This window comes from Streptomyces sp. NEAU-174 (genome assembly GCF_052665095.1).
On record NZ_JBQTCE010000017.1, the window covers coordinates 1 to 25,387 of the forward strand.

Genomic DNA, 25,387 nt, shown 5'->3' on the forward strand with positions numbered 1-25,387 from the left:
CCGGGACCCGCCGGCTGCGCCGTACGTCTCTTCCGTACGCCCCACGGCAGCCGCACCGCCGTCGGCTTCTCCACCCGGCGGCGGCTCGCCGCGGTCCTCGGTGCCCGGCAGCCGTGGATCCGGCTCGGCGAATCCGCGCTGCGCGCCCTCGCCGAGCCGCTCGGCGCCACCTCGCTCACCGTGGACCCGCGCCTCGCGGTCCGCGACATCGCACCGCCGGCGTCGGAGCTCCGCCACGCCGCCACACCCGCAGTCGCGCCCCCGGCGCCACCGCACCGCCGCGACGCCACGCTCGGAGGGGCCTTCGGCGCCGTACCGGTGGCGGGGGCCGCCACCCCCGTCGGGCTCCTCAGCCCATCGCTCGGCTGAGGGAGGACGCCATGGCCACGCTACTGATCCCGGGCACCGCACACCCCGCACCCCACACACCCCACACCCCACCCCGCGACGGCGCCCTGTCCGTCTGGCCCGCCTCCACCGTCCCGCTCGCCGACGGCGACCTGGCCGTCGGCGGAGTGTCGCTCACCGAGCTCGCGGACCGCTTCGGCACCCCGGTGTACCTCCTCGACGAGGCCGAGGTGCGGGCCCGCTGCCGCGCCTACCGTGAGGCGTTCCCGGAGGCCGCCGTCCTCTACGCCGCCAAGGCGTTCCTGTGCCGCGCGATGGCGCACTGGGCGGCGGAGGAGGGCCTGGGCCTGGACGTGTGCTCGGCCGGCGAGCTGGAGCTCGCGGTCACCACCGGTTTCCCGCCCGAGCACATCGTGCTGCACGGCAACGCCAAGAGCCCGTACGACCTCCAGGCCGCCCTGCGCCTCGGGGTCGGGCGCATCGTCATCGACAGCCCCTCGGAGATCGCCCGGCTGGCCGTCGCCGTGCCCGAGGGCAGCCGTCAGAAGGTCATGGTCCGGGTCGCGCCGGGCATCGCCGCGGGCGGCCACGCCAAGGTCCGTACCGGCACCGACGACCAGAAGTTCGGCCTGTCGCTCACCGACGGCTCGGCGCACCACGCCATCGCCCGGATCCTCGACCAGCCGCACCTGGAACTGGTGGGCCTGCACTGCCACCTGGGCTCCCAGATCACCTCCGCCAAGCCCTATCTGGCGGCGGTACGGCGCATGGTCGGGCTGTTGGCCAGGGTCCGGGAGCAGCACGGGGTCACCCTCCCCGAGCTGGATCTGGGCGGTGGGCACGGCATCGCCTACCGCCCCGGCGAGCCCGTCCTCGACATCGCCGCGCTCGGCCCCCGGCTGCGCGCCGAACTGGCCGACAGCTGCGCCGCGGCCGGGCTGCCCGTGCCACGGCTGATCGTCGAACCGGGCCGCGCCGTCGTCGGACCGGCCGGAGTCGCGCTCTACCGGGTCCTGGCCATCAAGCGCACCGGACACCGCACCTTCGTGGCCGTGGACGGCGGGATGAGCGACAACCCCCGCCCGGCGCTGTACGGAGTGCGCTACGCGCCCCGGCTCGTGGGCCGCGCCACCACCGCGCCGCCGACCACCACCACCGTGGCCGGACGCCACTGCGAGGCCGGGGACGTGCTGGCGGGCGAGGCGGAGCTGCCGGGCGACATCCGCCCCGGCGATCTGCTCGCGGTGCCGGTGGCGGGCGCGTACCACCTGTCCATGGCGTCCGGCTACAACCTGGTCGGCCGCCCACCGGTGGTCGCCGTGGCGGACGGCAGGGCGCGGCTGCTGATCCGGCGTGAGTCGCTGGACGACATCCGCGGCCGCGACGTCGGTCTGTAGCCGGCGCAGCGCCCGGGGAGGGGCGGCGATCCCGTCGCCCCTCCCCCGGGCCGGGCGCGGCTGACCGCCGAGGGGCGCGCCCTGTTGCGGCACGCCGTGGTCGCGCTGGACGCGCTCGACGCGGCCGACCGGGAGTTGCGCGGGGGCGAGGCGGCGGACGGCCCGGTCCGGCTCGGCTTCTTCCCCACCGCCGGAGCGGTGATCGTGGCCCGCGCCCTGGCGACCCTGCGCCGGGAGCACCCCCGGATCCGGGTGAGCACACGCGAAGGCACCACCCCGTCGCTGGTACGGGCGCTACGCACCGGCACGCTCGATGTCGCCCTGCTGTCCTCCAGGCCACCCCACCGCTCCCCCCGACACCGACGCCCCGCCGCTGCGCGTGGAGCCGCTGTTCGAGACCCGGCTGACCGTGGCGGTGGCGGCGAGCGGCCGGTTCGCCGGGCGCGACAGCGTCACGGCCGAGGAGATCGCGGGCGAGCCGTGGATCGCCGGCCCGGCCGCCGCGGAGGAGCCACTGCTCGGCGTCTGGCCGGGGCTGCCGGGACGGCCCCGGGTCCGCCACACCGTCCGTGACTGGCTGACGAAGCTTCACCTGGTGGCGGCCGGGGCGGGCATCACCACGGCCCCACCCGCACTGCTTCCCGCCGTCCCGCCAGGTGTGCGTCTGATCGCCGTCGAGGGCGTGGCGGAGGAGTGGCGGCGCGTCAGCCTCGTACACGCGCCGAGCCCCGCCACGGCGTCGGCGAACGCGGTGGCGCACGCCCTGCGACAGGAAGCCGCCGAACTGGTCGACGACTCCGGCTGACGGCCTCGGCCGACGGCGCGCGGCTTACGGCTTACGGCTTACGGCTTACGGCGGCCCAGGCTTACGGCGGCTCAACCTCACGACGGCCTTGACCGCGCGAGCTCCATACGCAGGACCTTCGAGCGGCGCGCACGGCCGTCCGGAGGCGGGGCGGTGGTCCCGCCGTCGGTGATCAGGTAGGCCACGCGTCCGTACTCACCGGGGCCGCGGCCCCAGGCGATGCTCGACGGCCCCAGGAGCCGCAGGTCCAGGGGGTCGCCGAGGACGATGTCCCGGGGCTGGTCCGGCGGCCCGTCCAGCCGGACGCGGTCGAGGGTGTTCTGACGGTGCGTCGTGACGTAGGCGACGCCCGCGTCCTCGTCGAGGCAGAAGTCGTCGGCCATCGTGCCACCGCCGACATGCTCCGGCGCCCCGGCCGGATCGAAGGTGTCGGGGTCGACCGGCACCCGCATGAACAACCGCTGCGCCGTGGAGGTGTAGTACAGGTGATGGGTCCGCTCCGCGTAGCGCACCCCGTTGACGCCCGGCTGCGGCGGCCTCATGGTGCTGCGCGGGTCGTGCTCCATGCTCGGGTGGGCGAGCCAGACGTCGGCGGTCGCCGGGCCACCGGTGGCGGAGAGATCGACCCGCCAGACGAAGCCGCCGAAGCAGTCGGCCAGCAGCAGGACGCCCGGGGCGATCCGACAGCCCCCGTTCAGGGCCCGCACCCGGGAGTCGAAGGTGAGGACCGTCTCGATCGCGGGGGCGGCGCCGGGTGACCGGCCACGCAGATCGACCCGGCTCAGATACGACGCGTGTGTGGTGTAGCCGTCGCTGAGGGCCACGTGGAACACATCCGGCTCGGTCTCCACGACCGCCGAGACGAGGTGGTCGTAGGTGTGCAGGAGGATCGGCTCGACCGGGGTGTCCGTCGTACCGGCAGCCGGGATCAGCCACAGCTGCTTGTGGTTGAGCGACGTCACGACGATCGAGTTGTCGCTGCGCACCGCGAGATTCTCCAGGAAGGAGTGCTCGGGGAACTCGGCGACGGTGTGCAGGGTTGCGGATTCCATGGTCGTCCTTCCTCCGGTTCTCACTGGTCCAGGCCGACCGCGTTCGACGGCACGTCGAAGGCGGCGAGGGTCAGCGACACACCGGTGAACCAGCCCATCAGCACGGTGACGTCGACGATGCCCGTGTCGCCGATCGTCTCCTTGGCCCGGCGGTACAGCCCGACGGGAATGACACGCCGCCCCACCAGCGATGACGCGAGTTCGTACACGAGTTGCTGTCGTGGGTCGTCGAAGGAGGCGGGAAGGCCCGCGACGATGGCCGCCGCCTTCCGCGGGTCGAGACCGCCCAGCGCCACGCCGATCTTCTCGTGCTCATAGGCGGCGTAGGCCGAGCGCCAGTGGCCGGTGACGACGTTCGTGACGATCTCGATCTCCGCCTTGGACAGCGACGAGTCCGTCTGGAAGTACGCACCGGTGGGCACGATCGCCGTCAGCAGCCGGGGGTTGGCCAGCCAGATCTTGTGCGGGCCGGGCACCAGGCCGCGCAGCCGCCGCGTGTACGCGTACGCGCGGCGCATCTCCGGTGGCATGGCGTCGACCGGTGTCTCCACGTAGCGGCCGAACGTCCCGAAGTCCCCGGGATCCTCGAACGTGGGATTTCTCCTCCTTACGGGTTACGGGTTACGGGGTCACGGGGTCACGGGGTTGCTTCCGTGGGACCGGGGCTTCCCGCCGGTACGTCGTACGCGTTGAGGACGACTCCCGGGGCTCCCCCGCCCGCCACGCGCAACGCCTGGGCGACGAGCTCCCCGGCACGGTCCGCCCGTGTGACCCGTGCCTGCCATTTCGTCACCGACTGGAACATGGGCGGCTGGTCGAGCTCCTGGTACTCGTACTTGTACTCGACCCGCGTCGAGACGGTGCTGGTGAGTGCCACGAGCGGGCTGTGGGCCCATCGGGCGTCCGCGAGCGCGGCGGCGACGTTCGCCGCTCCCGGCCCCCACTGCCCGTATACGACGGCGGGCCTGCCGGTGACCCGGGCGTAGGCGTCGGCCATCACCACGGACGCGGCCTCGCTGCGGGCCAGGCACATCTCGATGCCGTGATCGCGCAGGGCGCGCCAGAGCCACAGATCGCCACCGGTGATCAGGAAGACCCGGTCGACGCCGCTGTCCTTCAGCGCGCGAGCAACGTCATGCGCAACCCGGGGCACGACTCCACTGGCTGTCGCCACAAGCGTTCTCCTGCCAAAAAAACGAATGACCGTTCTCTTATTTCTCCACACTGCCTCGCTCGTCACCCACCGTCAAGGAGAAGATGAACGATCGATCGCTTTTGATGTAGCCTGGCGCCATGCCGAAGGTGAGCCAGGAGTACCTCGACGCCCGCAGAGCGGAGATCCTGACCGCGGCGCGGCGCTGCTTCGTCCGGGACGGCTTCCATGAGACGTCGATGCAGGATCTGCTCGCCGAGGCCGGGGTGTCCTCGGGGTCGCTCTACCGGTATTTCTCCAGCAAGCAGGACATGATCATCGCAATCGCCGAGGAGAACCTGGCCGAGGTGGTGCAACAGGCCCGCCGCCAGGCCGAGCGCAGGCCCGCCGCCGGAGTCGGCGAGGCGATCGCCGATCTCTTCGAGGTCATCAGGGCGAAGCACACGGAGAGCGGCTTCGCCGCCATCGCGCTGCTGACCTGGTCCGAATCCCTGCGCAACCCGACGCTCGCCGACCGGCTCAAGACCGCGCTCACCGAGGCGACGGCGGACCTCGCCGCCATCGTGCGGGAGCATCAGGACGTCCGCCAGCTGCCCGCGGACGCCGCGACGGACTCACTCGCCCAACTGATCACTTCCACGGTGCCCGGCTACATCCTCCAGCTCGCCACGCTCGGCCCGGACGCGGTCGACGGCCTGCCCGACGCCGCCCGGGCGCTCTGGCCGGCACCCGAAATGCAATAGACTGGACCAGTCAGTCCAGTCGAGAGGGGCGCACCATGCGCAAGGAGCTGACGGCGAAGGGGAAGGCCACCCGGAGCCGGATCGTCGAGGGCGCGGCCGCGGTGCTGCGCGAGAAGGACGTGTCGGTGGCCACGCTCGACGACGTCATGGCGCGCACACGCACCAGCAAGAGCCAGCTGTTCCACTACTTCCCCGAGGGGAAGGACGAGCTGCTGCTGGCGGTCGCGCGCCACGAGGCAGACCAGGTCCTGGCGGACCAGCAGCCGTATCTGGGCTGCCTGGACTCCTGGGAGGCGTGGCAGCGGTGGCGCGATCAGGTGGTCAAGCGCTATGCGGAGCAGGGCGAGGAGTGCCCGCTGGGCTCGCTCGTCCTCCATCTGGGCCGCTCCACCCCGGGGGCCCGGGATGTCGTCGTGACGTTGATGCGGCAGTGGCAGGAGTCCCTGGCCACCGGCATCCGGGCCCTCCAGAAGGCCGGGCAGCTGCCCGCGGAGCTGGATGTCGAGCACCGCGCGGCCGCGCTGCTGGCGGGCATCCAGGGTGGTGTGCTGATTCTCCAGTCGACCGGCCGAGCCGACCATCTGCGGGCCGCGCTCGATCAGGGCATCGGGGATCTGCGGCGCGCCGCGGCGGCCTGAGCGCCACGGACAAGCGCGCCGCGGCGGCCTGAGCGCCACGGGACGGAAAGGCGCGCCACCGCGGCCCTGAGCGACCCCGGATAGTGGACTTGCAAGTCCATTTTTTTCTTCGCACAGTGGCATGGCCCCGGCGGACCCGCGGGGCATCCACGGTGCGGAGAACGAGCGTGCGGGAGTGCGTGATGAGTGGACGGTTGCAGGACAAGAGGGCGCTGGTCACCGGTGCGACGAGCAACATCGGGCGGGCGATCGCGGAGCGGTTCGCCGCCGAGGGCGCGCATGTGGTGGTGTCCGGGCGCAGCGCCGAGCGGGGCACGGAGGTGGTCGCCGCCATCCGTGCGCGGGGCGGCCGGGCCGACTTCGTACGGGCGGATCTGGACGGAAGCGCGGAGGCCTCACGCGCCCTGGCCGATGAGGCGGCGTCCGTTCTGGGCGGAGGCATCGACGTCCTGGTCAACAACGCCGGGGTCTACCCCGGTGACAGCACCGCGGACACCGACGAGAAGTCCTTCGACCACGTCTACGCGGTGAATGTGAAGGCGCCGTTCTTCCTGACCGCCGCGATCGCTCCGGCGATGGCCGAGGCCGGCGGCGGGGCGATCGTCAACCTGGGGTCGTGGATCGCCCGGCTGGGCATTCCCATCGGCGCGCTCTACAGCTCCAGCAAGGGCGCGATGGAGACCCTGACACGGGCCTGGGCCGCCGAGTTCGGCCCGCGGGGTGTGCGAGTGAACGCGATCTCTCCGGGAGTGGTCCACACACCCGTACCCGGCGAGGTGCACCCGGGCGAGGCCATGATGAACGGCACCCCGGCCGGGGGCGTCGGAAGTCCGGAGGCCATCGCGCACGCGGCGGTCTATCTCGCGGGCGACGAGGCCGCGTTCGTCCACGGCATCGTGCTGGACGTCGACGGCGGCCGCACCACGGCGGCCGTCATCGCGGCGTAGCGATCATGTGGCGGGGCAGCCGTGGACATGGCCGTCCACCAAGCCCCCCGCGACGCGCTCTTCAGCCGGTGCCGAACGTGCCGGGCATAACCTCGGCCGCGTCCGGCAGATGCCATGAGTAGGGTGCGATCAGTTCGCTGACGGCCGGTTCGGGGCCCCAGGAGCCGGGGGCGTAAGGGCGGACCGGCGGGGGGTTCTCCAGGAGGGGGGTCGACGCGGCCCAGATGCGTTCGATGCCACCTGCCCGGGTGAACAGCGACTGGTCGCCCAGCATGGCGTCCAGGATGAGGCGTTCATAGCCCTCGAGCCCGTTCTCCTCGCAGAACGACCCGGCGTAGCCGAAGGTCATCGTGGCCGGTTCGAGCCGCATGGCGGGGCCGGGCTCCTTGGCGAGGAAGCGGGCGGCGATCCACCCGGGGTCCCCGAAGTCGATCACGATCTTGTTGGCCCGGTTCCGCTCCTGGTCGGCGAGGTCGGCCGGGAACATCCGCAGGGGCGGCTCGCGCAGTCCGAGGGTGATCACCTGGCGGCCCTGTGCGAGGTTCTTGCCGGAGCGCAGATGGAACGGGACCCCGGCCCACCGCCAGTTGTCCACCTCCACCCGCAGCGCGGCGAACGTCTCGGTCGTCGAGTCGGGGGCCACCCCGGGTTCGTCGCGGTAGCCCTCGTACTGGCCGCGCACGACGTCCTCGGGCCCGATGGGGCGCAGCGCCTCGAAGACCTTGTCCTTCTCGTCGCGCAACGGCCCGGCGGCGAGCGAGACCGGTGGTTCCATCGCCACGATGCCGAGCACCTGGATCAGATGGGTGACGATCATGTCCCGGAAGGCCCCGGTGCCCTCGTAGAAGTGGGCACGGCCCTCCAGGCCGAGCGTCTCGGGCACATCGATCTGCACATATCTGATGTGGTCCCGGTTCCAGTTGGGCTCGAACATGCCGTTGGCGAAGCGGAGGGCGAGGATGTTGTCCACCGACTCCTTGCCGAGGAAGTGGTCGATGCGGAAGACCCGGGACTCGTCGAAGACGGCGTTGATCGTCTCGTTGAGCGCCCGCGCCGACGCCAGATCGGTGCCGAACGGCTTCTCCACGATCACCTTCGCGTTCTCCGCCGCCAGGCCCGTGTCGCCGAGCATGCCGATGGTGGACGCGAACGCCGAGGGCGGAATGGCCAGGTGGAACAGTCTGCGGGACGGCCCGCCGAGGGAGTCCTCCGCCGCCCGTACGGCCGCGAGCAGCGCCCCGGGGTCCTGGGGGTCGGCCGCGCCGAAGGACAGCGACTCCTCGAAGGACTTCCACACCGGCCCGGTCGGCTTGGACCGTCCGAAGGTGGCGACCGCGTCATGGGCGTGGGTGCGGAACGCGTCGTCGCTCATCGCGGAGCGGGTCGGGGCCGAGCCCACGACGCGGTAGCCGTCGGGGAGGAGTCCCGCGGCGGCGAGGTGGAACAGCCCGGGGAGCAGCTTGCGCCTGGCGAGGTCGCCGGTGGCGCCGAAGAGCACGATCACATGGTCGTCCGGCGCCGTCATCGCCCGCTCCTCTTCTCGGCGTGTCCGCCGAACTCGCTGCGCATGGCGGACAGCACCCGGTCGGCGAACTCGCCGAGGCCCCGGGACTGGAAGCGGTCGGTGAGCGCCGTGCTGATCACGGCGGCCGGCACGCCTTCGTCGATCGCGGCCCGTACCGTCCAGCGCCCTTCGCCGGAGTCCGAGACGCGCCCGGTGAACTCGTCCAGCTTCGGCGACCGGGCCAGCGCGTCGGCGGTGAGATCGACGAGCCAGGAGCCCACGACCGAGCCGCGGCGCCACACCTCGGCCACCTCGCCGACGTCGATCTCGTACTGGTACGCCTCCGGTTCGCGCAGCGGAGTGGTCTCCGCGTCCGCGGCGCGCTTGCGCAAGCCGGCGTCCGCGTGGTGGATGATGCTGAGCCCCTCGGCGATCGCGGCCATCATGCCGTACTCGACCCCGTTGTGGACCATCTTCACGAAGTGGCCGGCTCCGCTGGGGCCGCAGTGGAGATAGCCCTCCGGTGCCGTTCCGTCGGCGTGTCTGTTCGGTGTCGGCTCGGCGGAGCCGGTGCCGGGCGCGATGGTGCGGAAGATGGGGTCGAGCCGGGTGACGGGCCCGTCCTCACCGCCGATCATCAGGCAGTAGCCGCGCTCAAGACCCCAGACCCCGCCGGAGGTTCCGCAGTCCAGGTAGTGGACGCGGTGCGGGGCGAGCTGTGCCGCGCGGGTGATGTCGTCGCGGTAGTAGGAGTTGCCACCGTCGATGACCGCGTCGTCCGGGTCGAGGAGCCCGGTGAGCTGGTCGAGGGTGGGCTGTACGACGGCGGCGGGCAGCATGAGCCAGACGGCCCGTGGCCGCTCCAGCTTCGCCACCAGGTCGCCGAGCGAGCGGGCGGCGACGGCGCCCTCGCCCTCCATCTCCTGTACGGCGCTTTCGCTGACGTCGTAGACCACACAGCGGTGGCCGTCGCGCATCAGCCGGCGCACGAGGTTCGCGCCCATCCGGCCGAGCCCGATCATGCCGAGCTGCATAGGGGTGTCGGTAGCCATGTGCTCTCCTGTCGCGTCATCGTCCGCTCAGCCCGGGGCCACCAGCTCGCGCGCCACCTGCGCGACGCGCTCGGGGGTGAATCCGAACTTCGTGAGCAGCTGTTTGAGGGGTGCGGAGGCGCCGAAGGTGTGCATGCCGACGACGGCCCCGTCCGCGCCGACATACCGGTCCCAGCCGAACGTGGAGCCCTCCTCCACCGCGACCCTGCGCGTGACCGAGGGCGGCAGCACCTGGTCGCGGTACTCGCGCGGCTGACGGTCGAACAGCTCCCAGCACGGCATGCTCACCACGCGGGACGCGATGCCCTCGGCGGTGAGCTCCTCGTGCGCGGCCAGGGCCAGTGCCACCTCGGAGCCGGTGGCGAGCAGGATCACCTCGGGCTCGCCCCGGTCCGCGTCCGCCAGGACGTAGGCGCCCCACGCGACACCGGTGGCCGCGCCGAGCCGGGTGCGGTCGAAGGTGGGCAGCGGCTGGCGGGAGAGGACCAGCGCGGCCGGGGCCCGGCGGAGACCGGCGACCACCCGCCACGTCTCGGCGACCTCGTTCGCGTCGGCGGGGCGGAACACCAGCAGCCCGGGCGTGGCGCGCAACCCCGCGAGCTGCTCGACGGGCTGGTGGGTGGGTCCGTCCTCGCCGACCCCGATGGAGTCGTGGGTGAAGATGTGCACGGTGGGGATCTCCATCAGCGCGGAGAGGCGAATGGCCGCCTTGGCGTAGTCGGAGAAGATCAGGAACCCGGACCAGTACGGACGGAGCTTCGTCAGCGCCATTCCGTTGGCCACCGCGGCAGCCGCGTGCTCCCGTACGCCGAAGTGCAGATTGCGCCCGGCGTGGTCATACGGCTGGAAGTCGCCCGCACCGCCGAAGGTGAGGCGGGTCTTGGTCGACGGCGCCAGGTCGGCGGAGCCGCCGAGCACCCAGGGCACCGCCTTGGCCACCGCGTTCAGCACCTGGCCCGAGGAGTCGCGGCTGGCCAGGCCCTGCGGATCGGCCGGGAAGGCGGGCAGCGCGGTCTCCCAGCCGTCCGGCAGCTCACGGCGCTGGATCCGCTCCAACTCGTCGGCGAGCTCGGGATACGCGCCGCGGTAGGCGTCGAACGTCTTCTCCCAGTGGCTGCGCAACTGCCCGCCACGCGCGCCGATCCCCCGTGCGAACCAGTCGGGCACACCGTCGGGGATGTGGAAGTCGGCGTCGGGCGGCAGGCCGAGGGCGCGCTTGGTGGCCTTGACCCCCTCCGGCCCGAAGGGCGCCCCGTGTGCCCTCGGTGAGTCCTCGACCGGCGAGCCGTACCCGATGTGGCTGTGGACGAGGATCAGGGTCGGACGCGCGCTCTCGGCGCGGAAGGAGTGGAAGGCGCGGCCGATCCGGCCGAGGTCGTTGGCGTCGGCCACGGTGGTCACGTTCCAGCCGTAGGCCAGGAAGCGCGCGGCGAGTTCCTCGGTGAAGGTGATGTCGGTGTGGCCCTCGATGGTGACCCGGTTGGAGTCGTAGATCCAGCACAGATTGGACAGCCGCAGGTGTCCGGCGAGCGAGGCGGCCTCGGAGGAGACGCCCTCCATCATGCAGCCGTCCCCGGCGAGCGCGTACACATCGAAGTCGAAGAGCGTGAAGTCGTCGCGGTTGTACCTGGCCGCCAGCCACTGGCCGGCGATCGCCATGCCGACGGAGGTGGCGACGCCCTGGCCGAGCGGTCCTGTGGTCGTCTCGACGCCGCTCGTCCAGCGGTACTCGGGGTGGCCGGGGCAGCGCGAGTCGAGCTGCCGGAAGGACTTCAGATCGTCGAGGGTCACCGCCGGACGCCCCAGCACCTCGTACTCGGGGTCGACCGTGCGCACACCGGTCAGATGCAGCAGCGACCAGAGCAGGGCGGAGGCATGGCCCTCGGAGAGCACGAAGCGGTCGCGGTTCGGCCAGATGGGATCGGCGGGGTCGAAGCGCAGAAACCGCTGCCACAGTGTGTACGCGACGGGCGCCATCCCCATGGGCGTTCCGGGGTGCCCCGAATGCGCCTTCTGGACCGCGTCCATGCACAGTCCGCGGATCGTGTTCACCGACAGCGTGTCCAGGTCGGTCATGGCGACGCCGCCCTCCGTGCGCTCGATGGTTGTCTGTTGCGCCCTGCTAGGTGTCGGCTCTGACGATCGTCGCGAGGACGTCGTTGAAGGCCTCGGTGGAGGTGGGGTGGGTGTAGACGGCGTTGCGGAGCTCGGCCGCCCGGATGCCGTGGCGCATGGCGAGCGCGACGGTGTTGATGATTTCCTGCGCGTCCACGCTGAGCAGCGCGGCGCCCAGGATCTCGTCGGTCTCGGCGTCGAGCACGAACTTCATCACCCCACGGGTGTCCTCGACGATGTACGCACGCGGCATGGCGACGATCTCGGCGACCGGCTGGCTCGCGATCCTCACCCGGTGCCCGGCCGCCCGGGCCTGCTTCTCGGTGAGCCCGACGGTGGCCAGCGGCGGGGTGATGAAGACGGTGTGCGGGATGGCGACCCGGTCGTCGGTGGAGCGCTTGCCCTCGCCGAGCAGCTGATCGAGGACGATACGGCTGTCGTCGAGGGATATGTAGGTGAACTGCGGCCCGCCGTTGACGTCTCCGAGGGCGAAGATATGCGGCCGGCTGGTGCGCAGATGCTCATCGACCTCGACCGCGCCGCGCTCATTGGTGCGCACACCGGCGGCGTCCAGCCCCAGACCGCGGGTGGCCGGTGCGCGGCCGGTGGCGGCGAGGACGGCGTCGGCCTCCAGCGTGTGCTGCCGGCCGTCCGTCTCGTAGACGACGGTCGCGGAGGTCTCGCCGTCCCGGATCTCCGTGACGGCGGCCCCCGTGACGATCTGGATGCGCTCCTCCACCAGGATGTTCTCGGCGACGGCGGCAACGTCGTCGTCCACCAGGCCGAACACCTTCGGGGCCGCCTCGAGCACGGTGACCTCGGAGCCGAACTGCCCGTAGATGGAGGCGAATTCGAGGCCGAGATAGCCGCCGCCGATGATCGCCAGCCGTTCCGGGAGGATGGTGGTGTCGATCAGTTCGGTGCTGGTGACAGTGTACTGGCTGGTCCGCAGGCCGGGGATGTCGAGGACGATCGGCTCCGATCCGGTGTTGATGAGGATCGTCTCGGCGGTGACCGTCAGGGGGCCGTCGGCGGTCTCGACGCGCACGGTGTGCGGATCGGTGAACGCGGCGGTCCCGGTGATCACCGAGACGGTGTCCATGTCGTTCAGCCCGTCGTAGTTGCCACCGCGGAACAGCTTCGTCAGCGCCTGCACCTCGCCCACCGAGCGCTCGTACCACTCCTGGGGCACATCCTCCGGCCGGCGCTTGCGGGAGTGGTGGACCAGTGCCTTGGTCGGCACACAGCCGACGTTCGGGCAGGTGCCGCCGTACATCCGCGCCGACCGCTCGACCAGCACCACGCGCTTGCCGAGCCCGCCCATCGTGGCGGCCACCGTCTTGCCGCCCTTGCCGAAACCGAGCACGAGCAGGTCGGCTCGCAGGCCGCGGTCGGTGGTGCCCATGGTCGCTCCCCTCCTCAGTCCTCCAGGGGGTGCTGCCTCCGTCATTTCCACCGCACCACCAACACCGCGGCCCCGCAACTGGCCGCCCCCGGTCCCACCACGCACCCTGGAAGCAGGCGGAACCGGAGGAGAACGTGTGATGGCCGGACCGATAGCGGCACTCTTCGACATCGACGAAACCCTGATCCACACCGGAGGCTCGGGAGCCCGGAGTTGGGCCTGGGCCTTCGACCGGCTGCACGGCGTGGCCGCCGACATCGGAGAACACACCTCGGCCGGGGAGACGGATCCGCAGGTCGGCCGGGAGACGTTCCGGGCCGTGCTCGGCCGCGAGCCCAGTCACGATGAGATGGCCCGCCTGTACGCGGCGTATCTGTGGCATCTCGCGGAGGACATCCGGACCTCGGAGGGGTATCGCGTCATGGACGGCGTCGAAGACACCCTGCGACGGATCACGGACGCGGGGATCATCCTCGGGCTCATCTCCGGCGCGATGGAGGGCGCGGCCCGGATCAAGATGGAACCGGGCGGGCTGGGCCGCTATTTCGTGTTCGGCGCCTACGGCTCGGACTCCCCGGACCGGGCGGAGATCACCCGGCTGGCGATGGCGAAGGCCGCCCGGCTGCACGGGCACGAGCTGGGCCGCTCCGATGTCTACGTGGTCGGGGACACCCCTCGCGACATCGAGGCCGCACGCGCGGCGAACGCGACGGCGGTGGGGGTCGCGAGCGGCCACTACTCCGCGGAGGAGCTGCGTGCCGCCGAGGCCGACCATGTGCTGACATCGCTGACCGAGCCGTTCCCGCACACCTGAGAACGGCCGGGGGCCGAGTCAGCCCTGTGCGGCGGCGTCCCGCTCCCGGTCGTAGGCGGCCCGCGCCTCCAGCACCTCGTCCATGTGCCGCATCGACCAGTTCTTCAGCGCCACCAACGGCTCGCGCAGCGTGGCGCCCAGTTCGGTGATCTCGTACTCGACCCGGGGCGGGATCTCCGGATGGACGGTCCGCCGGACCAGCCCGTCCCGCTCCAGCGCGCGCAGCGTCTGCGTGAGCATCTTCTCGCTCACCCCGTCCAGCTTCCGGCGCAGCGCCGTGTAGCGCTTGGTGCCGGATTCCGCGAGTTCGCCGAGGACGAGGACGGTCCACTTGTCGCCGATGCGGTCCAGGACCTCACGGGACGGACAGCCGCCGGCGTACGGGTCCCAGTCGGTGCGCGATGCCTTCGCCATGCCCGTGCTCTCCCTACTCTCCATTGGAGAGTAGCCTAACCGAAAAGTGGTCACTTCCCAACGGGGAGTCACTCCGGTGTACTTCTGACGGGGCGTTCGAGCCCCCCGCGAACCATGTGAAGCACGTGAAACACGTACCAGAAGCAGGAGTACAGACATGTCCATCGCCGTTACCGGAGCCACCGGCCAGCTCGGCCGCCTCGTCGTGGAGGACCTGCTGCGCCGCGGAGTGGCGGCACCCGACATCATCGCCACCGGGCGGAGCGCCGACCGGCTGGCCGAGCTGGCCGAGCGCGGCGTCCAGGTGCGGCAGGCCGACTTCACCGACGCCACCGGCCTCACCGAGGCGTTCAAGGGGGCGCGGAAGGTCCTGCTGGTGTCGACGACCACCGTCAGTGAGCGGTTCGACAACCACGCCCGCGCCATCGACGCGGCCGCGCGGGCCGGTGCCGAGCTGATCGCCTACACCAGCACCCTCAACGCGCACACCGCGAGCATGATCCTCGCCGACGCCCATGCGAAGACCGAGCGGTATCTGCGCGACAGCGGGGTGCCCGGGGTCGTCCTGCGCAACGGCTGGTACCTGGAGAACTACACCTCGCAGATCCCGCTCTATCTGCGGTCCGGAGTCGTGCCCGGCAGTGCCGGTGCCGGGCGGGTCAGCGCGGCGTCGCGACGCGACTACGCGGAGGCCGCGGCCACCGTCCTGACCACCGAAGGGCATGCGGGCTCCGTGTACGAGCTGGGCGGGGACACCGCCTTCTCCCTCGCGGAGCTGGCCACCGCGCTGTCCGCCGCCACCGGCCAGGAGGTGGTCTACGGCGACCTCCCCGCCGAGCGGTTCCGCGATGCGCTGCTCGACGCCGGGCTGCCCGCCGAACTGGCCGAGGTGCTCGCCGACTCGGACCTCGGGCTCAAGCGCGGTGAGCTCTTCACCGACTCCTCGGATCTGAGCCGTCTGATCGGCCGGCCCACGACCACCCTCACCGACGCGCTCACCGACGCGCTCACCGGGGATCTCGGCTCCTGACCGCGGTGCCACCGCGGCGGCGGTCGCCGGTGCCGCGCCGGTCCGGTGTGGAGACACGGGCCATGTCGATGCTTTGATCTGTTCCTCGAACGGACGCGTTCGACCACCGCGGAACAGAGGTACGCATGGTAGGCAACGACGGACTGTCCGGGGAAACGCCATCCGGGGAGGCGCCATGAGGCTGTCCACCCGCATCGCGCTCGCGGTCGGCGTGAGCGTGCCGCTGCTGGTGCTGGCCTCCGGCTGGCTGCTGCTGCATCTGGTCGGCGACGATCTGCGCGCCCACCAGAACTCCCAGTTGCGCGCTCGCGCCACGGTCGTCGCCAAGAACGCCAAGTCGTTCCTCGATGTCGCCGGGACCGACCGCCCGGTCATGGAGCAGGCCCGGAAGCGACGGCTGGTCAACTCCGCGCGGGACGTGGGCGTCCGGCTGACCGCGCCCGGGGACACGATCTCGGCCGGACCGCAGCCCGATCCGTTGCCCTCGCTGCCCCGCGACGCCCAGAAGCCGGTCACCGTGACCTCCGGTGACACGGACTGGCTGGTCCTGTCGCTGCGTGTCGGGGCCGCGAAAGGGGGCACCACGCCGAATCTGTGGCTGTTCTCGCCGGACACCGCCGAGGAGGAGCTGGCGCTGGTGCGCCAACGGGTGCTGTTCGGGGCGCTGGTGGCCGCGCCCCTGGCCGGGGCCACCACCTGGGCCATCGCGGCCCGGGCGGTCCTGCCGCTGCGGCGGTTGCAGCGGCGCACCAGCGGCCTGGACCCCAGGACCAGCGCCGTACGCCTGGAGCACACGCCGACGCGTATCGGCGAGGTCGACGACCTCGCGTACACGGTGCAGACCGTGCTCGCCCGCTACGACGAGCAGGTCGAACGCACCGGGGAGGCGCTGGCCACCGCCCGCGCGTTCGCCGCGACCGCGTCCCACGAGCTGCGCACCCCGCTGATGAGCATGCGCACCAATATCGACATCCTCGCCGACCACCCCGACCTGGACCCGGTGGACCGCGCGGAAGTGCTCGACGACCTGGGCCGCGAACACACCCGGTTGCTGGGGCTGCTGGTGATGCTCAGGGCGCTCGCGCAGGGCGATCTGGTCGAGGCGGACGCGTTCACGTCGCTGGATCTCGCCGAGGTGCTGGACGCGTCCGTCTCCGACCTGCGGCGCACCCATCCGGACGCCGAGGTGTCGGTGCGCACCACCCCGGGGCTGCTGGTGCACGGCTGGGAGGAGGGGCTGCGCTCGGCGGTGGACAACCTGCTGACCAACGCCTGGACCCATGGCCGCGCCACCGACGGCACGGCCCATGTCGAGGTGACCCTGCGCCACTCCGGCGACCCGGGGCAGCCGCTCGCCGTGCTCACCGTGGACGACCACGGCCCCGGCATCCCGCCCGAGCGCCGCGAGGAGGTCTTCCAGCGCTTCCGGCGCGGCCCGGACAGCCCCGGCTCCGGCCTCGGCCTGACCCTGGTCGCCCAGCAGATCACCCTGCACCGAGGCCGGATCACCGTACTGGACCGGCCCGACGGACGCCCCGGCACCCGCTTCGAGGTGCGGCTGCCGGTCACCGGCGTCCGGGACGTGGAGAGCACCCTGCCGCTGATGCGCCGGGACTGGCTGACCGGCCGCCACGCACTGCCTCGCTGAACGACCGCGCCTCGCGGCACTTCTCGCGGAACGCTCAGGCCGCGCGGACGGTGGCCAACGCGGTGCTCCAGCTGACGACCTGGTCGAGCAGGGTGTTCACGGCCTCCGTCTGGTGCTCGGCGGGGGTGAACGCGCTGAAGTTCTCGAAGTCGGTGAACAGGGACAGGGCGACCTGCGCGCGCACATCGGCCACTTGGAGCTCGGCCATGACCAGGCGCAGATGCTCGACCGCGCGGGTGCCACCGGCGCTGCCGTAGCCGACGAAGCCGGCGGCCTTGTTGTTCCACTCGGCGTACAGGAAGTCGATGGCGTTCTTCAGGGCGCCGGAGGTGGAGTGGTTGTACTCGGGGGTGATGAACACATAGCCGTCGAAGGAAGCGATCTTCTCCGCCCAGCTCCTGGTGTGCGGCTGCGAGTACTGGCCGAGCGACGGCGGGACCGCCTCGTCCAGGAGCGGGAGCCGGTAGTCGTCGATGTCGACGAGCTCGTACTCCGCGTCGGTGCGCCGCCGGGCGATGTCGAAGACCCACTGGGCGACGGCCGCGCCGTTGCGGCCGGGGCGGGTGCTGCCGAGGATGATGGCGATCTTGGGCATTGCGTAGTCCTTTCCGTTCCGTGGCGCGTTCCCAGAGTCGGGCCGGTAACTCGTCCGGTCGGACCGCCGTCCCCCGTCGCCCGCCCCCGCACACGGCTCAACGGCACCGGTCGGGTCATCGGGACTCGTCTGGTGGTTCGGTCGTCCTCGATGCGCCGGTCCCGTCGGCAGGCGTCGTGAGGGCGGGGCGGCCCGATCCCGTCGGCCGCGTCAGGCTTCCGTGGGCGCGATGTCCAGCGCCGTGAGGAAGGCGGTCGCCGCCGGTGTGCGGCTGAAGCGGCTCCAGATGACGTACTCGACGCGGGCCGGTGCGTCGGCGACCTCGATGGTGACGACGCCCGCGAGCTGGGGCGCGTAGGCGGTGGGGAGCATCGCCACGCCGAGGCCCGGTCCGACGAGCCGGGCGATGAAGTCCGCGCTGGTCACTTCGAAGGCCACGTCACGGGTGAGTCCGGCGGCCTCGAAGGCCAGGTCGGACTGGGCGCGTCCGGCGGTCCCTGCCGGGAGGTCCACGAACACCTCGGAGGAGAGCCTGCGCAGGTCGACCCGTGACTCCCCGGCGAGGGGATGGTCCGGCGCGACCACGGCGACGAGCCGGTCCCGCGCGAGTTCATGGGCGGCGACACCCCGTGGGCGGGCGGTGGTCGGCAGGCCGAGGAACGCCACGTCGAGGGCGCCCTCCTTGACCTGCTCGACGAGCTCGTCGCTCGCGCCCACCCGCAGGCTGATACGCACCCCCGGGTACCGCTCGCGGAAGTCGCGCAGCGCGCCCGGGATGTCGACCGCGGTGACGGTGGGGATCAGGCCCACGGCGAGCCGTCCGCGTACCTCCCCGACGGCCGCCGCGACCTCGGCGGCCGCGCGCTCGGCGGCGTCCAGACACTGGCGGGCGGCCGGGAGGAAGGCCGCGCCGGCCGGTGTCAGCCGCACCCGGCGGCTGGTGCGCTCGAAGAGTCTCGCGCCCAACTCCTTCTCCAGGCGGGCGATTTGGTGGCTGAGGGCGGACTGGACGACCAGACACCGCTCCGCGGCGCGCGTGAAGCTGTTCGTCTCGGCGACGGCGACGACGTACCGCATCTGCTGAAGCTCCATGGATCCATCGTGGATCGAGATCGATGAGGTGGCAAACATGTGTTGGACTCATCAATGGCCCCGAGGTGAGACTTCGAGGCATGACACGGCACACCACACAAGTGGCTTCCGGCGGGGCCGGCGGTGTCCGCCACGGAAACCTGCCACGCACCGCCCTGACGGCGCTCGCTCCCTCGGTGTGGGGCACGACGTATGTCGTCACCACCGAACTGCTCCCCGAGGGGCATCCGCTCTTCGCGGGGTTCCTGCGCGCGTTGCCCGCCGGCCTGATCGCGCTGGCCCTCACCCGGACGCTGCCGCGTGGCGCCTGGTGGGGGAAGGCCGCGGCGCTCGGCGTGCTGAACATCGGGCTGTTCCTCCCGCTGCTGTTCTTCGCGGCCGAACGGCTGCCGGGTGGCGTGGCCGCCACCCTGGCGGCGGCCCAGCCGCTGGTCGTGGCCGTCCTGGCCGTCACCGTGCTCCATGAGCGCCTTTCGCTATGGCGCCTCCTGTGGGGTGTGACGGGCGTCGTCGGCGTCGGTCTCGTGGTGATCGGGCCGAACGCGGCGCTCGACACCGTCGGGGTCGTGGCGGGCCTCGCGGGCGCGGTCACGATGGCGCTCGGCGTGACGCTCACCAAGCGGTGGGGGCGCCCCGCCGGGGTCGGGGCCACCACCTTCGCCGGGTGGCAACTCACCGCGGGCGGGCTCTTCCTGCTGCCCCTCACCTTCCTCGCCGAGGGGGCACCTCCCGCGATCGACCTGCCCGCCGCGCTCGGCTATCTCTGGCTGGGGCTGGTCGGGGGTCTGATCACCTACGCGCTGTGGTTCCAGGGCATCACCAGCCTGCCCGTGGCCTCGGTCGCGGTTCTCGCCCTGCTCTCACCGCTGGTGGCCGCGGTTCTCGGCGTCATCGTGCTCGACCAGACGCTCGGGCCGATCCAGCTCGTGGGATTCGCGCTCTCGCTCGCCGCGATCGTCGCGGGACAGCTTCCGCCGCGTACGCGCGCACGCACACGCACCCGCACCCGCACCCGCACACGTGCCCGGCCGCGGACGCCCGGGCACGACTCCGTCTCCACCCCCACCCCCAGCCCGGAAGGGACACCCAGATGAAGATCGCCGTTGTCGGAGCCGCCGGTATGGTCGGCTCGCGTGTCGTCGACGAAGCCGTGAGCCGGGGCCATGACCTCGTCGCGGTGTTCCGCAAGGAGCCGGCGGTCGCCCCGCCGGTCGGGGTGATCGCCGTGCACGGCGACGCGAACGACCCCGGCCGGATGAGCCGGCTGTTCGCCGGCACCGACGCGGTCGTGGCCGCGACCCGGCCCGCGCCCGGACACGAGGACACCGCCGTCAGGACCACGGAGGCGCTGCTCACCGCGGCCGAGGCGGCCGGGGCACGCATCCTTGTCGTCGGTGGCGCCGCGCCCCTGCGGAATCCGGGGCACCCCGGGCGGCTCGTCCTGGACAGCCCGGAGTACGTCCCGGCGCCCTTCCGTGCCATCGCCGCGGCCAGCGCCGCGCAACTGGATGTCTGCCGGGCGCATTCGGCGGACTGGGTCTACCTCAGCCCGCCCGCTCTCCTCGAGCCCGGGGACCGCACCGGGGGGTACCGGCGCGGTACCACGACGCTCATCGCCATGGCCGATGGCACGTCGCGGGTCTCGGCGGAGGATCTTGCCGTGGCGGTCCTCGATGAGTTGGAGAATCCCGGCGAGGACACGCACTTCACTGTGGGGTACTAGGGGTGTCCGGCGGGGGGCGCGTACGCCTGCGGCGGGCTGCTTTCCCCTACCCGCCCCTTCCCGCAACTGGGGCTCCGCCCCAGACCCCGCTCCTCAAGCGCCGGAGGGGCTGGAAGGCCAAACGCCGGAGGGGCTGGAGGGCAGGGTTCCCTCCCCCGGCACATGGCTAGCGGCGCCGCTCCCAGACGGCCCGAGCCGGTTCAGGCGGTAGCCGAGCTCCACCACGGCGGGGCTGTGGTCGGCCAGGGGGCGGAACTCGAACCAGCCCAGGAAGGTTCCGGTGGCCTTGCCCTCGGCGGCCCAGTAGCTCCGGGTGCCGAGGCCCGGGTGGTCGTGGAGGAAGCGTGGCAGGGTCTTCGTACGGATCGTCTCCCGGCTCGTCGGCTTGCCGCCGGTGAGGAACCGCATGACCTCGTGGTCGTTGTCGAGCGCGAAGAGGTGTTCGGCGTCGGCGTCGGTGAACGGGCGCAGCACCAGCCGTTCGGTCTCCAGGAAGACATCCATGCCGCGATCCTCATCACCGGACGGCCGGGCCCGCCACCGGATATTCGCGGCGGCGCGAGGGCGGCCGGGGCCACGGCTCGATGTCCAGGATGGCGTGCGGTTCAGGCCACCCGGTACGGCCGCGCCCGCTCGCCGTTCAGCGTGAGCCCCAGCCCGGGCGCTCCGTCATGGCCCGGGGTGAGGCTGCCACCGTCGGGCGCGAGGGCGCCGTCGAAGAGAAGACGCTCGATGCGCACATGGTCGTGGAACCACTCCAGGTGGCGCAGATTGGGCACGGACGCGGCGGCGTGGGCGTGGGCGTGTGGGGCGCAGTGGCCGGAGATCTCGAGGCCCCGGCCGTGGGCGAGGGCGGCGGCGCGCAGCCAGACGGTGATGCCGCCGCAGCGGGTGACATCGGCCTGGAGGCAGTCCACGGCACCGGCGGCGAGCATATGCGCGAAGTAGGGCAGGGTGTAGCCGTATTCACCGGCCGTCACCTCCATGGGGACCCGGTCGCGGACGGTGGCGAGCGTGGTGAGGTGGTCCGAGGAGACGGGCTCCTCGAACCAGGTCACACCGTGGTCGGCGAGTGTGTCGGCCATGCGGATGGCCTGTTTGGCGCGGTAGCCGCCGTTGGCGTCCACGTACAGGTCGGTGGTGTCGCCGATGCTCGTACGGGCCTCGGCGAGGCGCTTCCGGTCGCGTTCCGCGCACCGCCCCCAGGACTCCCCGATTTTGATTTTGACGCGCGGGATGCCCTCTTCCTCGGTCCAGCCGCGCAGTTGCCGGTCCTGGCGCTCGGCGTCGTACGTGGTGAAGCCGCCGCTGCCGTACACGGGCACCTCGTCGCGCGCCCTGCCCAGGAGGTGGACCAGGGGCAGGTCGAGCAGGCGGGCCTTGCAGTCCCACAGGGCGATGTCCACGGCGGCGATGGCCTGGGCGGCCACGCCGGGCAGTCCGGCGTTGCGCACGGCGCGGTGCATGGCCTCGTTCGCGCGTGGCACATCGAGGGCCGGGGTGCCGGTGACGACGTCGGCGAGCAGATCGTCGATGACCAGGGCCGTGGCGGCGGGGGCGTAGGTGTAGCCGAGTCCGGTGACCTGGCCGCAGCGGACGGTGGCGAGGACGAGGGTGGTGCTGTCCCAGCCGAGGGTGGCGTCGGCCTCGGGGGCGTCGGTGGGCACCGTGTAGACGGCGCTGTCCACCGCCTCCACGACGCGCTCGCCCGCGCCTCCCGCCACGACGCGACTCGTCACCACCGCGCGGTCACCCTCCCCCGCGGCGCGTGCGCCGCGAGGCGGCGCGGCCGACGCCCGCCGCGGCCCCCGCCACGGCCGTCGCCGTGAGGGCGGCGGCACCGGCGGTGGTCGCCCAGCGGGCCGTGCGCGAGGGCGGGGCCGCGCGCTGTGCCAGGCGTTCTGGCCGCTCGCTGGGCAGGGTGGTGTCAAGGCCCAGGGCCAGCGCCTCGGCCAGGTGGAGGGCCCCGCGGCCGGTGTCGCCCTGTTCGATCTGGGTGCGGCAGCTGAAGCCGTCCGCGAGCAGCAGACTGCCGGGGGCGGCCGCGCGCACGGCGGGCAGCACGCCCTGTTCCGCGATGGCCATCGAGACCTCGTGGTGGCCGCGTTCGAAGCCGAAGTTTCCGGCCAGGCCGCAGCAGCCCTCGTCCAGCACATCGGTGACGAGGTGGGCGCGGCGCATCAGTTCGCGGTCCGCGTCGTCCTTCATGATGGCGTGCTGGTGGCAGTGGGTCTGGACGACGGCCTGCCGGCCGAGCGCGGGTGGCCGCCAGCCGTCGGGGGCGTGGTGGACGAGGTGTTCGGCGAAGGTGCGGAGCTGCCCGGCCAGCCGCCCCACGTCCTGGTCGGCGGGCATCAGTTCGGGTGCGTCGGCCCGGAACACCGCGGTGCAGGAGGGTTCGAGGCCGATGACCGGGGTGCCCGCCTCGAGATAGGGCCGCAGCACCCGCAGCGTACACCGCAACACCCTTTTCGCCGTGGCCAGTTGCCCGGTGGAGATCCAGGTCAGACCGCAGCACACGGGCTCGGTCGGTACGGCGACCCGGAAGCCGGCGTCCTCCAGCACCCGGACGGCCGAGATGGCGACCGAGGGGTGGAAGTAGGTGCTGAAGGTGTCGGGCCACACCACCACGGTCCGCGGGTCGGCCGGGTCCGGCTCCTCGGCGGCGCGGGCGCGCCACCACTGGAGGAAGGACCGCGGTGCGAACACGGGCGCCTGGCGCACGCCGTCCACCCCGGCCAGCCGCTTGCCGAGACCGGCCACCCCCGGCGCCCGGGCCACGGTGTTGACCAGCGAGGGCGCGATACGGGACAGCCGGGCCCACACCGGCAGCCAGCCCATGGAGTAGTGCGCCGCCGGGCGCGGGCGGCCCGCGTAGTGGTGGGCGAGGAACTCGGCCTTGATCGTCGCCATGTCGACACCGGTCGGGCAGTCGGACTTGCAGCCCTTGCACGCCAGGCACAGGTCCAGGGCGTCATGGACCTCGGTCGAGCGCCAGCCGTCGGTGACGGCGGAGTCCGGGTGGCCGTCGAGCATCTCGAACAGCAGCCGGGCCCGGCCGCGGGTGGAGTGCTCCTCCTCCTCGGTGGCCCGGTACGACGGGCACATCACGGCGCCGTGGTGGGCGCGGCAGTTGCCGATGCCGACACAGCGCATGACCGCGCGGGTGAAGGAGTGGTCGTCGTCGGGGTAGCCGAAGTGGGTGTCGGGGGTGTCCGGCCGCCACCCCGGGCCCAGGCGCAACTGGCCGTCGACCGGGTTCGGGCCGGTGGCCTCGCCGGGGCCGGTGGCCCTGCCGGGGCCGGTGGCCGTCCGAGAGCTCGGGCCGGTGACCGTCCCAGGGTTCGGGCCGGTGACCTTGCCCGGGTTCATCCGGTTCCCCGGGTCGAACACCGCCTTCATCTCGCCGAACGCGGCCACCAGACGCTCACCGAACATCCGGGTGAGCAGTTCGCCCCGCGCCTGCCCGTCCCCGTGCTCACCGGACAGCGAGCCGCCGTACGAGACCACCAGGTCGGCGGCGCGCTCCAGGAAGCGGCGGAAGTCGGCCACGCCGTCGGCGGTCTTCATCCCGAACGGGATGCGGGTGTGCACACAGCCCTGTCCGAAGTGGCCGTACAGCGAGGGATGGTCGTAGCCGAACTCCCCGAACAGGTCCTTCAGATCACGCAGATAGTCCCCCAGGCGCTCGGGCGGGACGGCGGAGTCCTCCCAGCCCTCCCAGGTCTCCCGGTCGTCCGGCGGGCGCGCGGTCACCCCGAGGCCCGCCTCGCGGGCCCTGAGCATCCGCTGCTCGCGCCGGGGGTCGTCGGAGAAGGCCACCGTGGCGTCCTTCTCGTCCCGCCCCACCGAGCGCAGCAGCGCGTGCGCCTGCTCGTCGACGTCCTCCTGGGTGTCCCCGTTGAACTGCACCATCAGCCAACTTCCGCCCTCGGGCAGGGAGTTGAGGGATTCGAGGTAGGCGTGCTCCTCGCGCATCAGCTGGGCCATCCGCCCGTCGAGGGCCTCCAGTTCGCCGGGTGTGCAGTGCTCCAGGAGCCGGGGCACATCGTCGGCGGCGGTACAGATGTCGTCGTAGCCGAGCACCAGCAGCGACTGGTACGGCGGTACGGGCACCAGGTCCACCTCGGCGCGCACCACCGTCACCAGCGTGCCCTCGCTGCCCACCAGGGCCCGGGCCACGTCGAAGCCGTTCTCCGGCAGCAGCGAGTCCAGGTTGTAGCCGGAGACCCGGCGCGGGATCTTGGGGTAGCCGCGCCGGATGTCCGCGAGGTACTCGCCGACGACGCGGTCCAGCCCGTCGTAGATCTCGGCCCGGCGACCGCCCTCCGCCGCGATCCGCGCCCGCTCGGCCTTGGACGTCGGCCCCACCCACATGCGCACGCCGTCGTAGGTGAGGACCTCCAGACGGCGCACGTTGTCCACGGTCTTGCCGTATGCCTGCGCCGAGGCGCCGCACGAGTTGTTGCCGATCATGCCGCCCAGCGCGCAGTGGCTGTGCGTGGACGGCTTGGGCCCGAACTGTAGCTTGTGGTGGGCCAGTTGGCGGTTGAGCTCGTCCAGCACCAGCCCCGGCTCCACCACACAGGTGCGCGCCTCGGGATCCACCGGCACCAGGGCGTGGCAGTACTTGCTCCAGTCGATCACCACGGCGGTGTTCGTGCACTGACCGGCCAGACTGGTGCCGCCGCCCCGCGACAGGACGGGCGCGCCGAAGCGGGCGCACACCTCCACCGCCCGCGCCCCCGCCTCCACAGTGCGCGGGACGACGACGCCGATGGGCACCTGGCGGTAGTTGGAGCCGTCCGTGGCGTACGCGCCCCGGCTGCCCGCGTCAAACCTGACCTCGGCGTCCACCTCCGCACGCAGCGCCCCCTCCAGTCCGCTCGCGGTACGCATGCCGCGCTCCCCC

General features: G+C 72.2%; 24 protein-coding genes and 1 pseudogene. 12 read left to right on the forward strand and 13 right to left on the reverse strand.

Annotated features, from left to right (window positions below):
• The 4 genes and pseudogenes from ACT2CW_RS38135 to ACT2CW_RS38150 all read left to right on the forward strand — a co-directional run.
• Positions 1-369, forward strand: a 369-nt coding sequence (locus ACT2CW_RS38135; protein ID WP_445519903.1) for an SAV_915 family protein, incomplete at its 5' end; no start/stop codon positions are given.
• An 11-nt stretch (positions 370-380) separates the two neighbouring features.
• Positions 381-1,745, forward strand: a complete 1,365-nt coding sequence (gene lysA / locus ACT2CW_RS38140; protein ID WP_445519904.1) for a diaminopimelate decarboxylase — start codon at positions 381-383, stop codon at positions 1,743-1,745.
• A gap of 204 nt (positions 1,746-1,949) precedes the next feature.
• Positions 1,950-2,021 (forward strand): annotated as a pseudogene (locus tag ACT2CW_RS38145) (hypothetical protein); the annotation flags it as partial.
• A 37-nt stretch (positions 2,022-2,058) separates the two neighbouring features.
• Positions 2,059-2,550 carry a LysR substrate-binding domain-containing protein gene (locus tag ACT2CW_RS38150; RefSeq protein ID WP_445519905.1) on the forward strand — a complete coding sequence of 164 codons (492 nt, stop codon included), beginning with the start codon at positions 2,059-2,061 and terminating at the stop codon, positions 2,548-2,550.
• Between the two features lie 77 nt (positions 2,551-2,627).
• Here ACT2CW_RS38150 and ACT2CW_RS38155 read toward each other — a convergent pair whose 3' ends face one another.
• The 3 genes from ACT2CW_RS38155 to ACT2CW_RS38165 all read right to left on the reverse strand — a co-directional run bounded on the left by ACT2CW_RS38155 (position 2,628) and on the right by ACT2CW_RS38165 (position 4,776).
• A complete protein-coding gene (locus ACT2CW_RS38155; RefSeq protein ID WP_445519906.1) occupies positions 2,628-3,602 on the reverse strand; it encodes a hypothetical protein in 975 nt (324 codons plus the stop codon).
• 20 nt (positions 3,603-3,622) lie between these two features.
• Positions 3,623-4,153, reverse strand: a complete 531-nt coding sequence (locus ACT2CW_RS38160; RefSeq protein ID WP_445519907.1) for a carboxymuconolactone decarboxylase family protein — start codon at positions 4,151-4,153, stop codon at positions 3,623-3,625.
• A gap of 86 nt (positions 4,154-4,239) precedes the next feature.
• On the reverse strand, positions 4,240-4,776 hold the full coding sequence (locus tag ACT2CW_RS38165; RefSeq protein WP_445519908.1) for a thiamine pyrophosphate-binding protein: 537 nt from the start codon (positions 4,774-4,776) through the stop codon (positions 4,240-4,242).
• A gap of 119 nt (positions 4,777-4,895) precedes the next feature.
• On the opposite strand from ACT2CW_RS38165, the gene ACT2CW_RS38170 reads away from it, so the two are divergent.
• The 3 genes from ACT2CW_RS38170 to ACT2CW_RS38180 all read left to right on the forward strand — a co-directional run bounded on the left by ACT2CW_RS38170 (position 4,896) and on the right by ACT2CW_RS38180 (position 7,083).
• Positions 4,896-5,498 carry a TetR/AcrR family transcriptional regulator gene (locus ACT2CW_RS38170; protein WP_445519909.1) on the forward strand — a complete coding sequence of 201 codons (603 nt, stop codon included), beginning with the start codon at positions 4,896-4,898 and terminating at the stop codon, positions 5,496-5,498.
• Positions 5,499-5,533: 35 nt separating this feature from the next.
• Positions 5,534-6,136, forward strand: coding sequence for a TetR/AcrR family transcriptional regulator (locus ACT2CW_RS38175; protein WP_445519910.1), 603 nt, complete (start codon positions 5,534-5,536; stop codon positions 6,134-6,136).
• A gap of 182 nt (positions 6,137-6,318) precedes the next feature.
• Positions 6,319-7,083 (forward strand): SDR family NAD(P)-dependent oxidoreductase, encoded by a 765-nt coding sequence (locus ACT2CW_RS38180; protein WP_445519911.1) that lies wholly within the window; start codon positions 6,319-6,321, stop codon positions 7,081-7,083.
• A gap of 61 nt (positions 7,084-7,144) precedes the next feature.
• Here the strand turns inward: ACT2CW_RS38180 and zwf are convergent, their stop codons facing one another.
• From zwf to ACT2CW_RS38200, 4 genes are read right to left on the reverse strand one after another with little or no spacing between them, the layout of a single operon-like run.
• A complete protein-coding gene (zwf, locus tag ACT2CW_RS38185) occupies positions 7,145-8,608 on the reverse strand; it encodes a glucose-6-phosphate dehydrogenase (RefSeq protein WP_445519912.1) in 1,464 nt (487 codons plus the stop codon).
• A complete protein-coding gene (gnd, locus tag ACT2CW_RS38190) occupies positions 8,605-9,639 on the reverse strand; it encodes a phosphogluconate dehydrogenase (NAD(+)-dependent, decarboxylating) (protein ID WP_445519913.1) in 1,035 nt (344 codons plus the stop codon). Before gnd ends, zwf begins: the two co-directional genes overlap by 4 nt.
• Positions 9,640-9,666: 27 nt before the next feature.
• Positions 9,667-11,715 carry a transketolase gene (tkt, locus tag ACT2CW_RS38195; RefSeq protein ID WP_445519914.1) on the reverse strand — a complete coding sequence of 683 codons (2,049 nt, stop codon included), beginning with the start codon at positions 11,713-11,715 and terminating at the stop codon, positions 9,667-9,669.
• Positions 11,716-11,761: 46 nt separating this feature from the next.
• A complete protein-coding gene (locus tag ACT2CW_RS38200) occupies positions 11,762-13,159 on the reverse strand; it encodes an FAD-dependent oxidoreductase (protein ID WP_445519915.1) in 1,398 nt (465 codons plus the stop codon).
• A 139-nt stretch (positions 13,160-13,298) separates the two neighbouring features.
• Between ACT2CW_RS38200 and ACT2CW_RS38205 the strand changes: the two genes are divergently transcribed.
• Positions 13,299-13,973, forward strand: a complete 675-nt coding sequence (locus tag ACT2CW_RS38205) for an HAD family hydrolase (RefSeq protein ID WP_414080935.1) — start codon at positions 13,299-13,301, stop codon at positions 13,971-13,973.
• Between the two features lie 18 nt (positions 13,974-13,991).
• Here ACT2CW_RS38205 and ACT2CW_RS38210 read toward each other — a convergent pair whose 3' ends face one another.
• Complete coding sequence (locus tag ACT2CW_RS38210) at positions 13,992-14,387, reverse strand: winged helix-turn-helix transcriptional regulator (RefSeq protein ID WP_445519916.1); 396 nt, start codon at positions 14,385-14,387, stop codon at positions 13,992-13,994.
• 157 nt (positions 14,388-14,544) lie between these two features.
• Here ACT2CW_RS38210 and ACT2CW_RS38215 point away from each other — a divergent pair, with 157 nt between their 5' ends.
• Positions 14,545-15,417: an SDR family oxidoreductase gene (locus ACT2CW_RS38215; protein ID WP_445519917.1), complete on the forward strand. Its 873-nt coding sequence runs from the start codon at positions 14,545-14,547 to the stop codon at positions 15,415-15,417.
• Positions 15,418-15,592: 175 nt separating this feature from the next.
• Entirely contained in the window at positions 15,593-17,065 is a 1,473-nt protein-coding gene (locus ACT2CW_RS38220; RefSeq protein ID WP_445519918.1) for a sensor histidine kinase, read from the forward strand.
• Positions 17,066-17,099: 34 nt separating this feature from the next.
• On the opposite strand, the gene ACT2CW_RS38225 is transcribed toward ACT2CW_RS38220, so the two are convergent.
• On the reverse strand, positions 17,100-17,660 hold the full coding sequence (locus ACT2CW_RS38225) for an NADPH-dependent FMN reductase (protein ID WP_445519919.1): 561 nt from the start codon (positions 17,658-17,660) through the stop codon (positions 17,100-17,102).
• Between the two features lie 210 nt (positions 17,661-17,870).
• The gene (locus tag ACT2CW_RS38230; protein ID WP_164432835.1) at positions 17,871-18,752 is read right to left on the reverse strand and encodes a LysR family transcriptional regulator; all 882 of its coding nucleotides are present in this window, start codon (positions 18,750-18,752) and stop codon (positions 17,871-17,873) included.
• Between the two features lie 80 nt (positions 18,753-18,832).
• Here ACT2CW_RS38230 and ACT2CW_RS38235 point away from each other — a divergent pair, with 80 nt between their 5' ends.
• Positions 18,833-19,846 (forward strand): EamA family transporter, encoded by a 1,014-nt coding sequence (locus ACT2CW_RS38235; protein ID WP_445519920.1) that lies wholly within the window; start codon positions 18,833-18,835, stop codon positions 19,844-19,846.
• A complete protein-coding gene (locus ACT2CW_RS38240) occupies positions 19,843-20,475 on the forward strand; it encodes an NAD(P)-dependent oxidoreductase (protein WP_445519921.1) in 633 nt (210 codons plus the stop codon). The genes ACT2CW_RS38235 and ACT2CW_RS38240 overlap by 4 nt, the downstream gene beginning before the upstream one ends.
• A 93-nt stretch (positions 20,476-20,568) precedes the next feature.
• Here ACT2CW_RS38240 and ACT2CW_RS38245 read toward each other — a convergent pair whose 3' ends face one another.
• The 3 genes from ACT2CW_RS38245 to ACT2CW_RS38255 all read right to left on the reverse strand — a co-directional run bounded on the left by ACT2CW_RS38245 (position 20,569) and on the right by ACT2CW_RS38255 (position 25,374).
• On the reverse strand, positions 20,569-20,979 hold the full coding sequence (locus ACT2CW_RS38245; RefSeq protein WP_445519922.1) for a GNAT family N-acetyltransferase: 411 nt from the start codon (positions 20,977-20,979) through the stop codon (positions 20,569-20,571).
• A 101-nt stretch (positions 20,980-21,080) separates the two neighbouring features.
• Complete coding sequence (locus ACT2CW_RS38250) at positions 21,081-22,214, reverse strand: enolase C-terminal domain-like protein (RefSeq protein ID WP_445519923.1); 1,134 nt, start codon at positions 22,212-22,214, stop codon at positions 21,081-21,083.
• Between the two features lie 10 nt (positions 22,215-22,224).
• Positions 22,225-25,374 (reverse strand): FAD-binding and (Fe-S)-binding domain-containing protein, encoded by a 3,150-nt coding sequence (locus ACT2CW_RS38255; protein ID WP_445519924.1) that lies wholly within the window; start codon positions 25,372-25,374, stop codon positions 22,225-22,227.
• Positions 25,375-25,387: the final 13 nt, after the last annotated feature.

What these genes read in the sequence shown, in the direction of transcription:
- ACT2CW_RS38175 (WP_445519910.1), top strand. Translation starts at nt 5,534, where the DNA reads ATGCGCAAGGAGCTGACGGCGAAGGGGAAGGCCACCCGGAGCCGGATC.
- ACT2CW_RS38225 (WP_445519919.1), bottom strand. Translation starts at nt 17,660, where the DNA reads ATGCCCAAGATCGCCATCATCCTCGGCAGCACCCGCCCCGGCCGCAAC.
- ACT2CW_RS38220 (WP_445519918.1), top strand. Translation starts at nt 15,593, where the DNA reads ATGAGGCTGTCCACCCGCATCGCGCTCGCGGTCGGCGTGAGCGTGCCG.
- ACT2CW_RS38205 (WP_414080935.1), top strand. Translation starts at nt 13,299, where the DNA reads ATGGCCGGACCGATAGCGGCACTCTTCGACATCGACGAAACCCTGATC.
- ACT2CW_RS38240 (WP_445519921.1), top strand. Translation starts at nt 19,843, where the DNA reads ATGAAGATCGCCGTTGTCGGAGCCGCCGGTATGGTCGGCTCGCGTGTC.
- ACT2CW_RS38255 (WP_445519924.1), bottom strand. Translation starts at nt 25,374, where the DNA reads ATGCGTACCGCGAGCGGACTGGAGGGGGCGCTGCGTGCGGAGGTGGAC.
- ACT2CW_RS38245 (WP_445519922.1), bottom strand. Translation starts at nt 20,979, where the DNA reads ATGGATGTCTTCCTGGAGACCGAACGGCTGGTGCTGCGCCCGTTCACC.
- ACT2CW_RS38210 (WP_445519916.1), bottom strand. Translation starts at nt 14,387, where the DNA reads ATGGCGAAGGCATCGCGCACCGACTGGGACCCGTACGCCGGCGGCTGT.
- ACT2CW_RS38180 (WP_445519911.1), top strand. Translation starts at nt 6,319, where the DNA reads ATGAGTGGACGGTTGCAGGACAAGAGGGCGCTGGTCACCGGTGCGACG.
- ACT2CW_RS38235 (WP_445519920.1), top strand. Translation starts at nt 18,833, where the DNA reads ATGACACGGCACACCACACAAGTGGCTTCCGGCGGGGCCGGCGGTGTC.
- ACT2CW_RS38155 (WP_445519906.1), bottom strand. Translation starts at nt 3,602, where the DNA reads ATGGAATCCGCAACCCTGCACACCGTCGCCGAGTTCCCCGAGCACTCC.
- ACT2CW_RS38200 (WP_445519915.1), bottom strand. Translation starts at nt 13,159, where the DNA reads ATGGGCACCACCGACCGCGGCCTGCGAGCCGACCTGCTCGTGCTCGGT.
- lysA (WP_445519904.1), top strand. Translation starts at nt 381, where the DNA reads ATGGCCACGCTACTGATCCCGGGCACCGCACACCCCGCACCCCACACA.
- ACT2CW_RS38170 (WP_445519909.1), top strand. Translation starts at nt 4,896, where the DNA reads ATGCCGAAGGTGAGCCAGGAGTACCTCGACGCCCGCAGAGCGGAGATC.
- ACT2CW_RS38230 (WP_164432835.1), bottom strand. Translation starts at nt 18,752, where the DNA reads ATGGAGCTTCAGCAGATGCGGTACGTCGTCGCCGTCGCCGAGACGAAC.
- ACT2CW_RS38150 (WP_445519905.1), top strand. Translation starts at nt 2,059, where the DNA reads ATGTCGCCCTGCTGTCCTCCAGGCCACCCCACCGCTCCCCCCGACACC.
- tkt (WP_445519914.1), bottom strand. Translation starts at nt 11,715, where the DNA reads ATGACCGACCTGGACACGCTGTCGGTGAACACGATCCGCGGACTGTGC.
- gnd (WP_445519913.1), bottom strand. Translation starts at nt 9,639, where the DNA reads ATGGCTACCGACACCCCTATGCAGCTCGGCATGATCGGGCTCGGCCGG.
- ACT2CW_RS38215 (WP_445519917.1), top strand. Translation starts at nt 14,545, where the DNA reads ATGTCCATCGCCGTTACCGGAGCCACCGGCCAGCTCGGCCGCCTCGTC.
- zwf (WP_445519912.1), bottom strand. Translation starts at nt 8,608, where the DNA reads ATGACGGCGCCGGACGACCATGTGATCGTGCTCTTCGGCGCCACCGGC.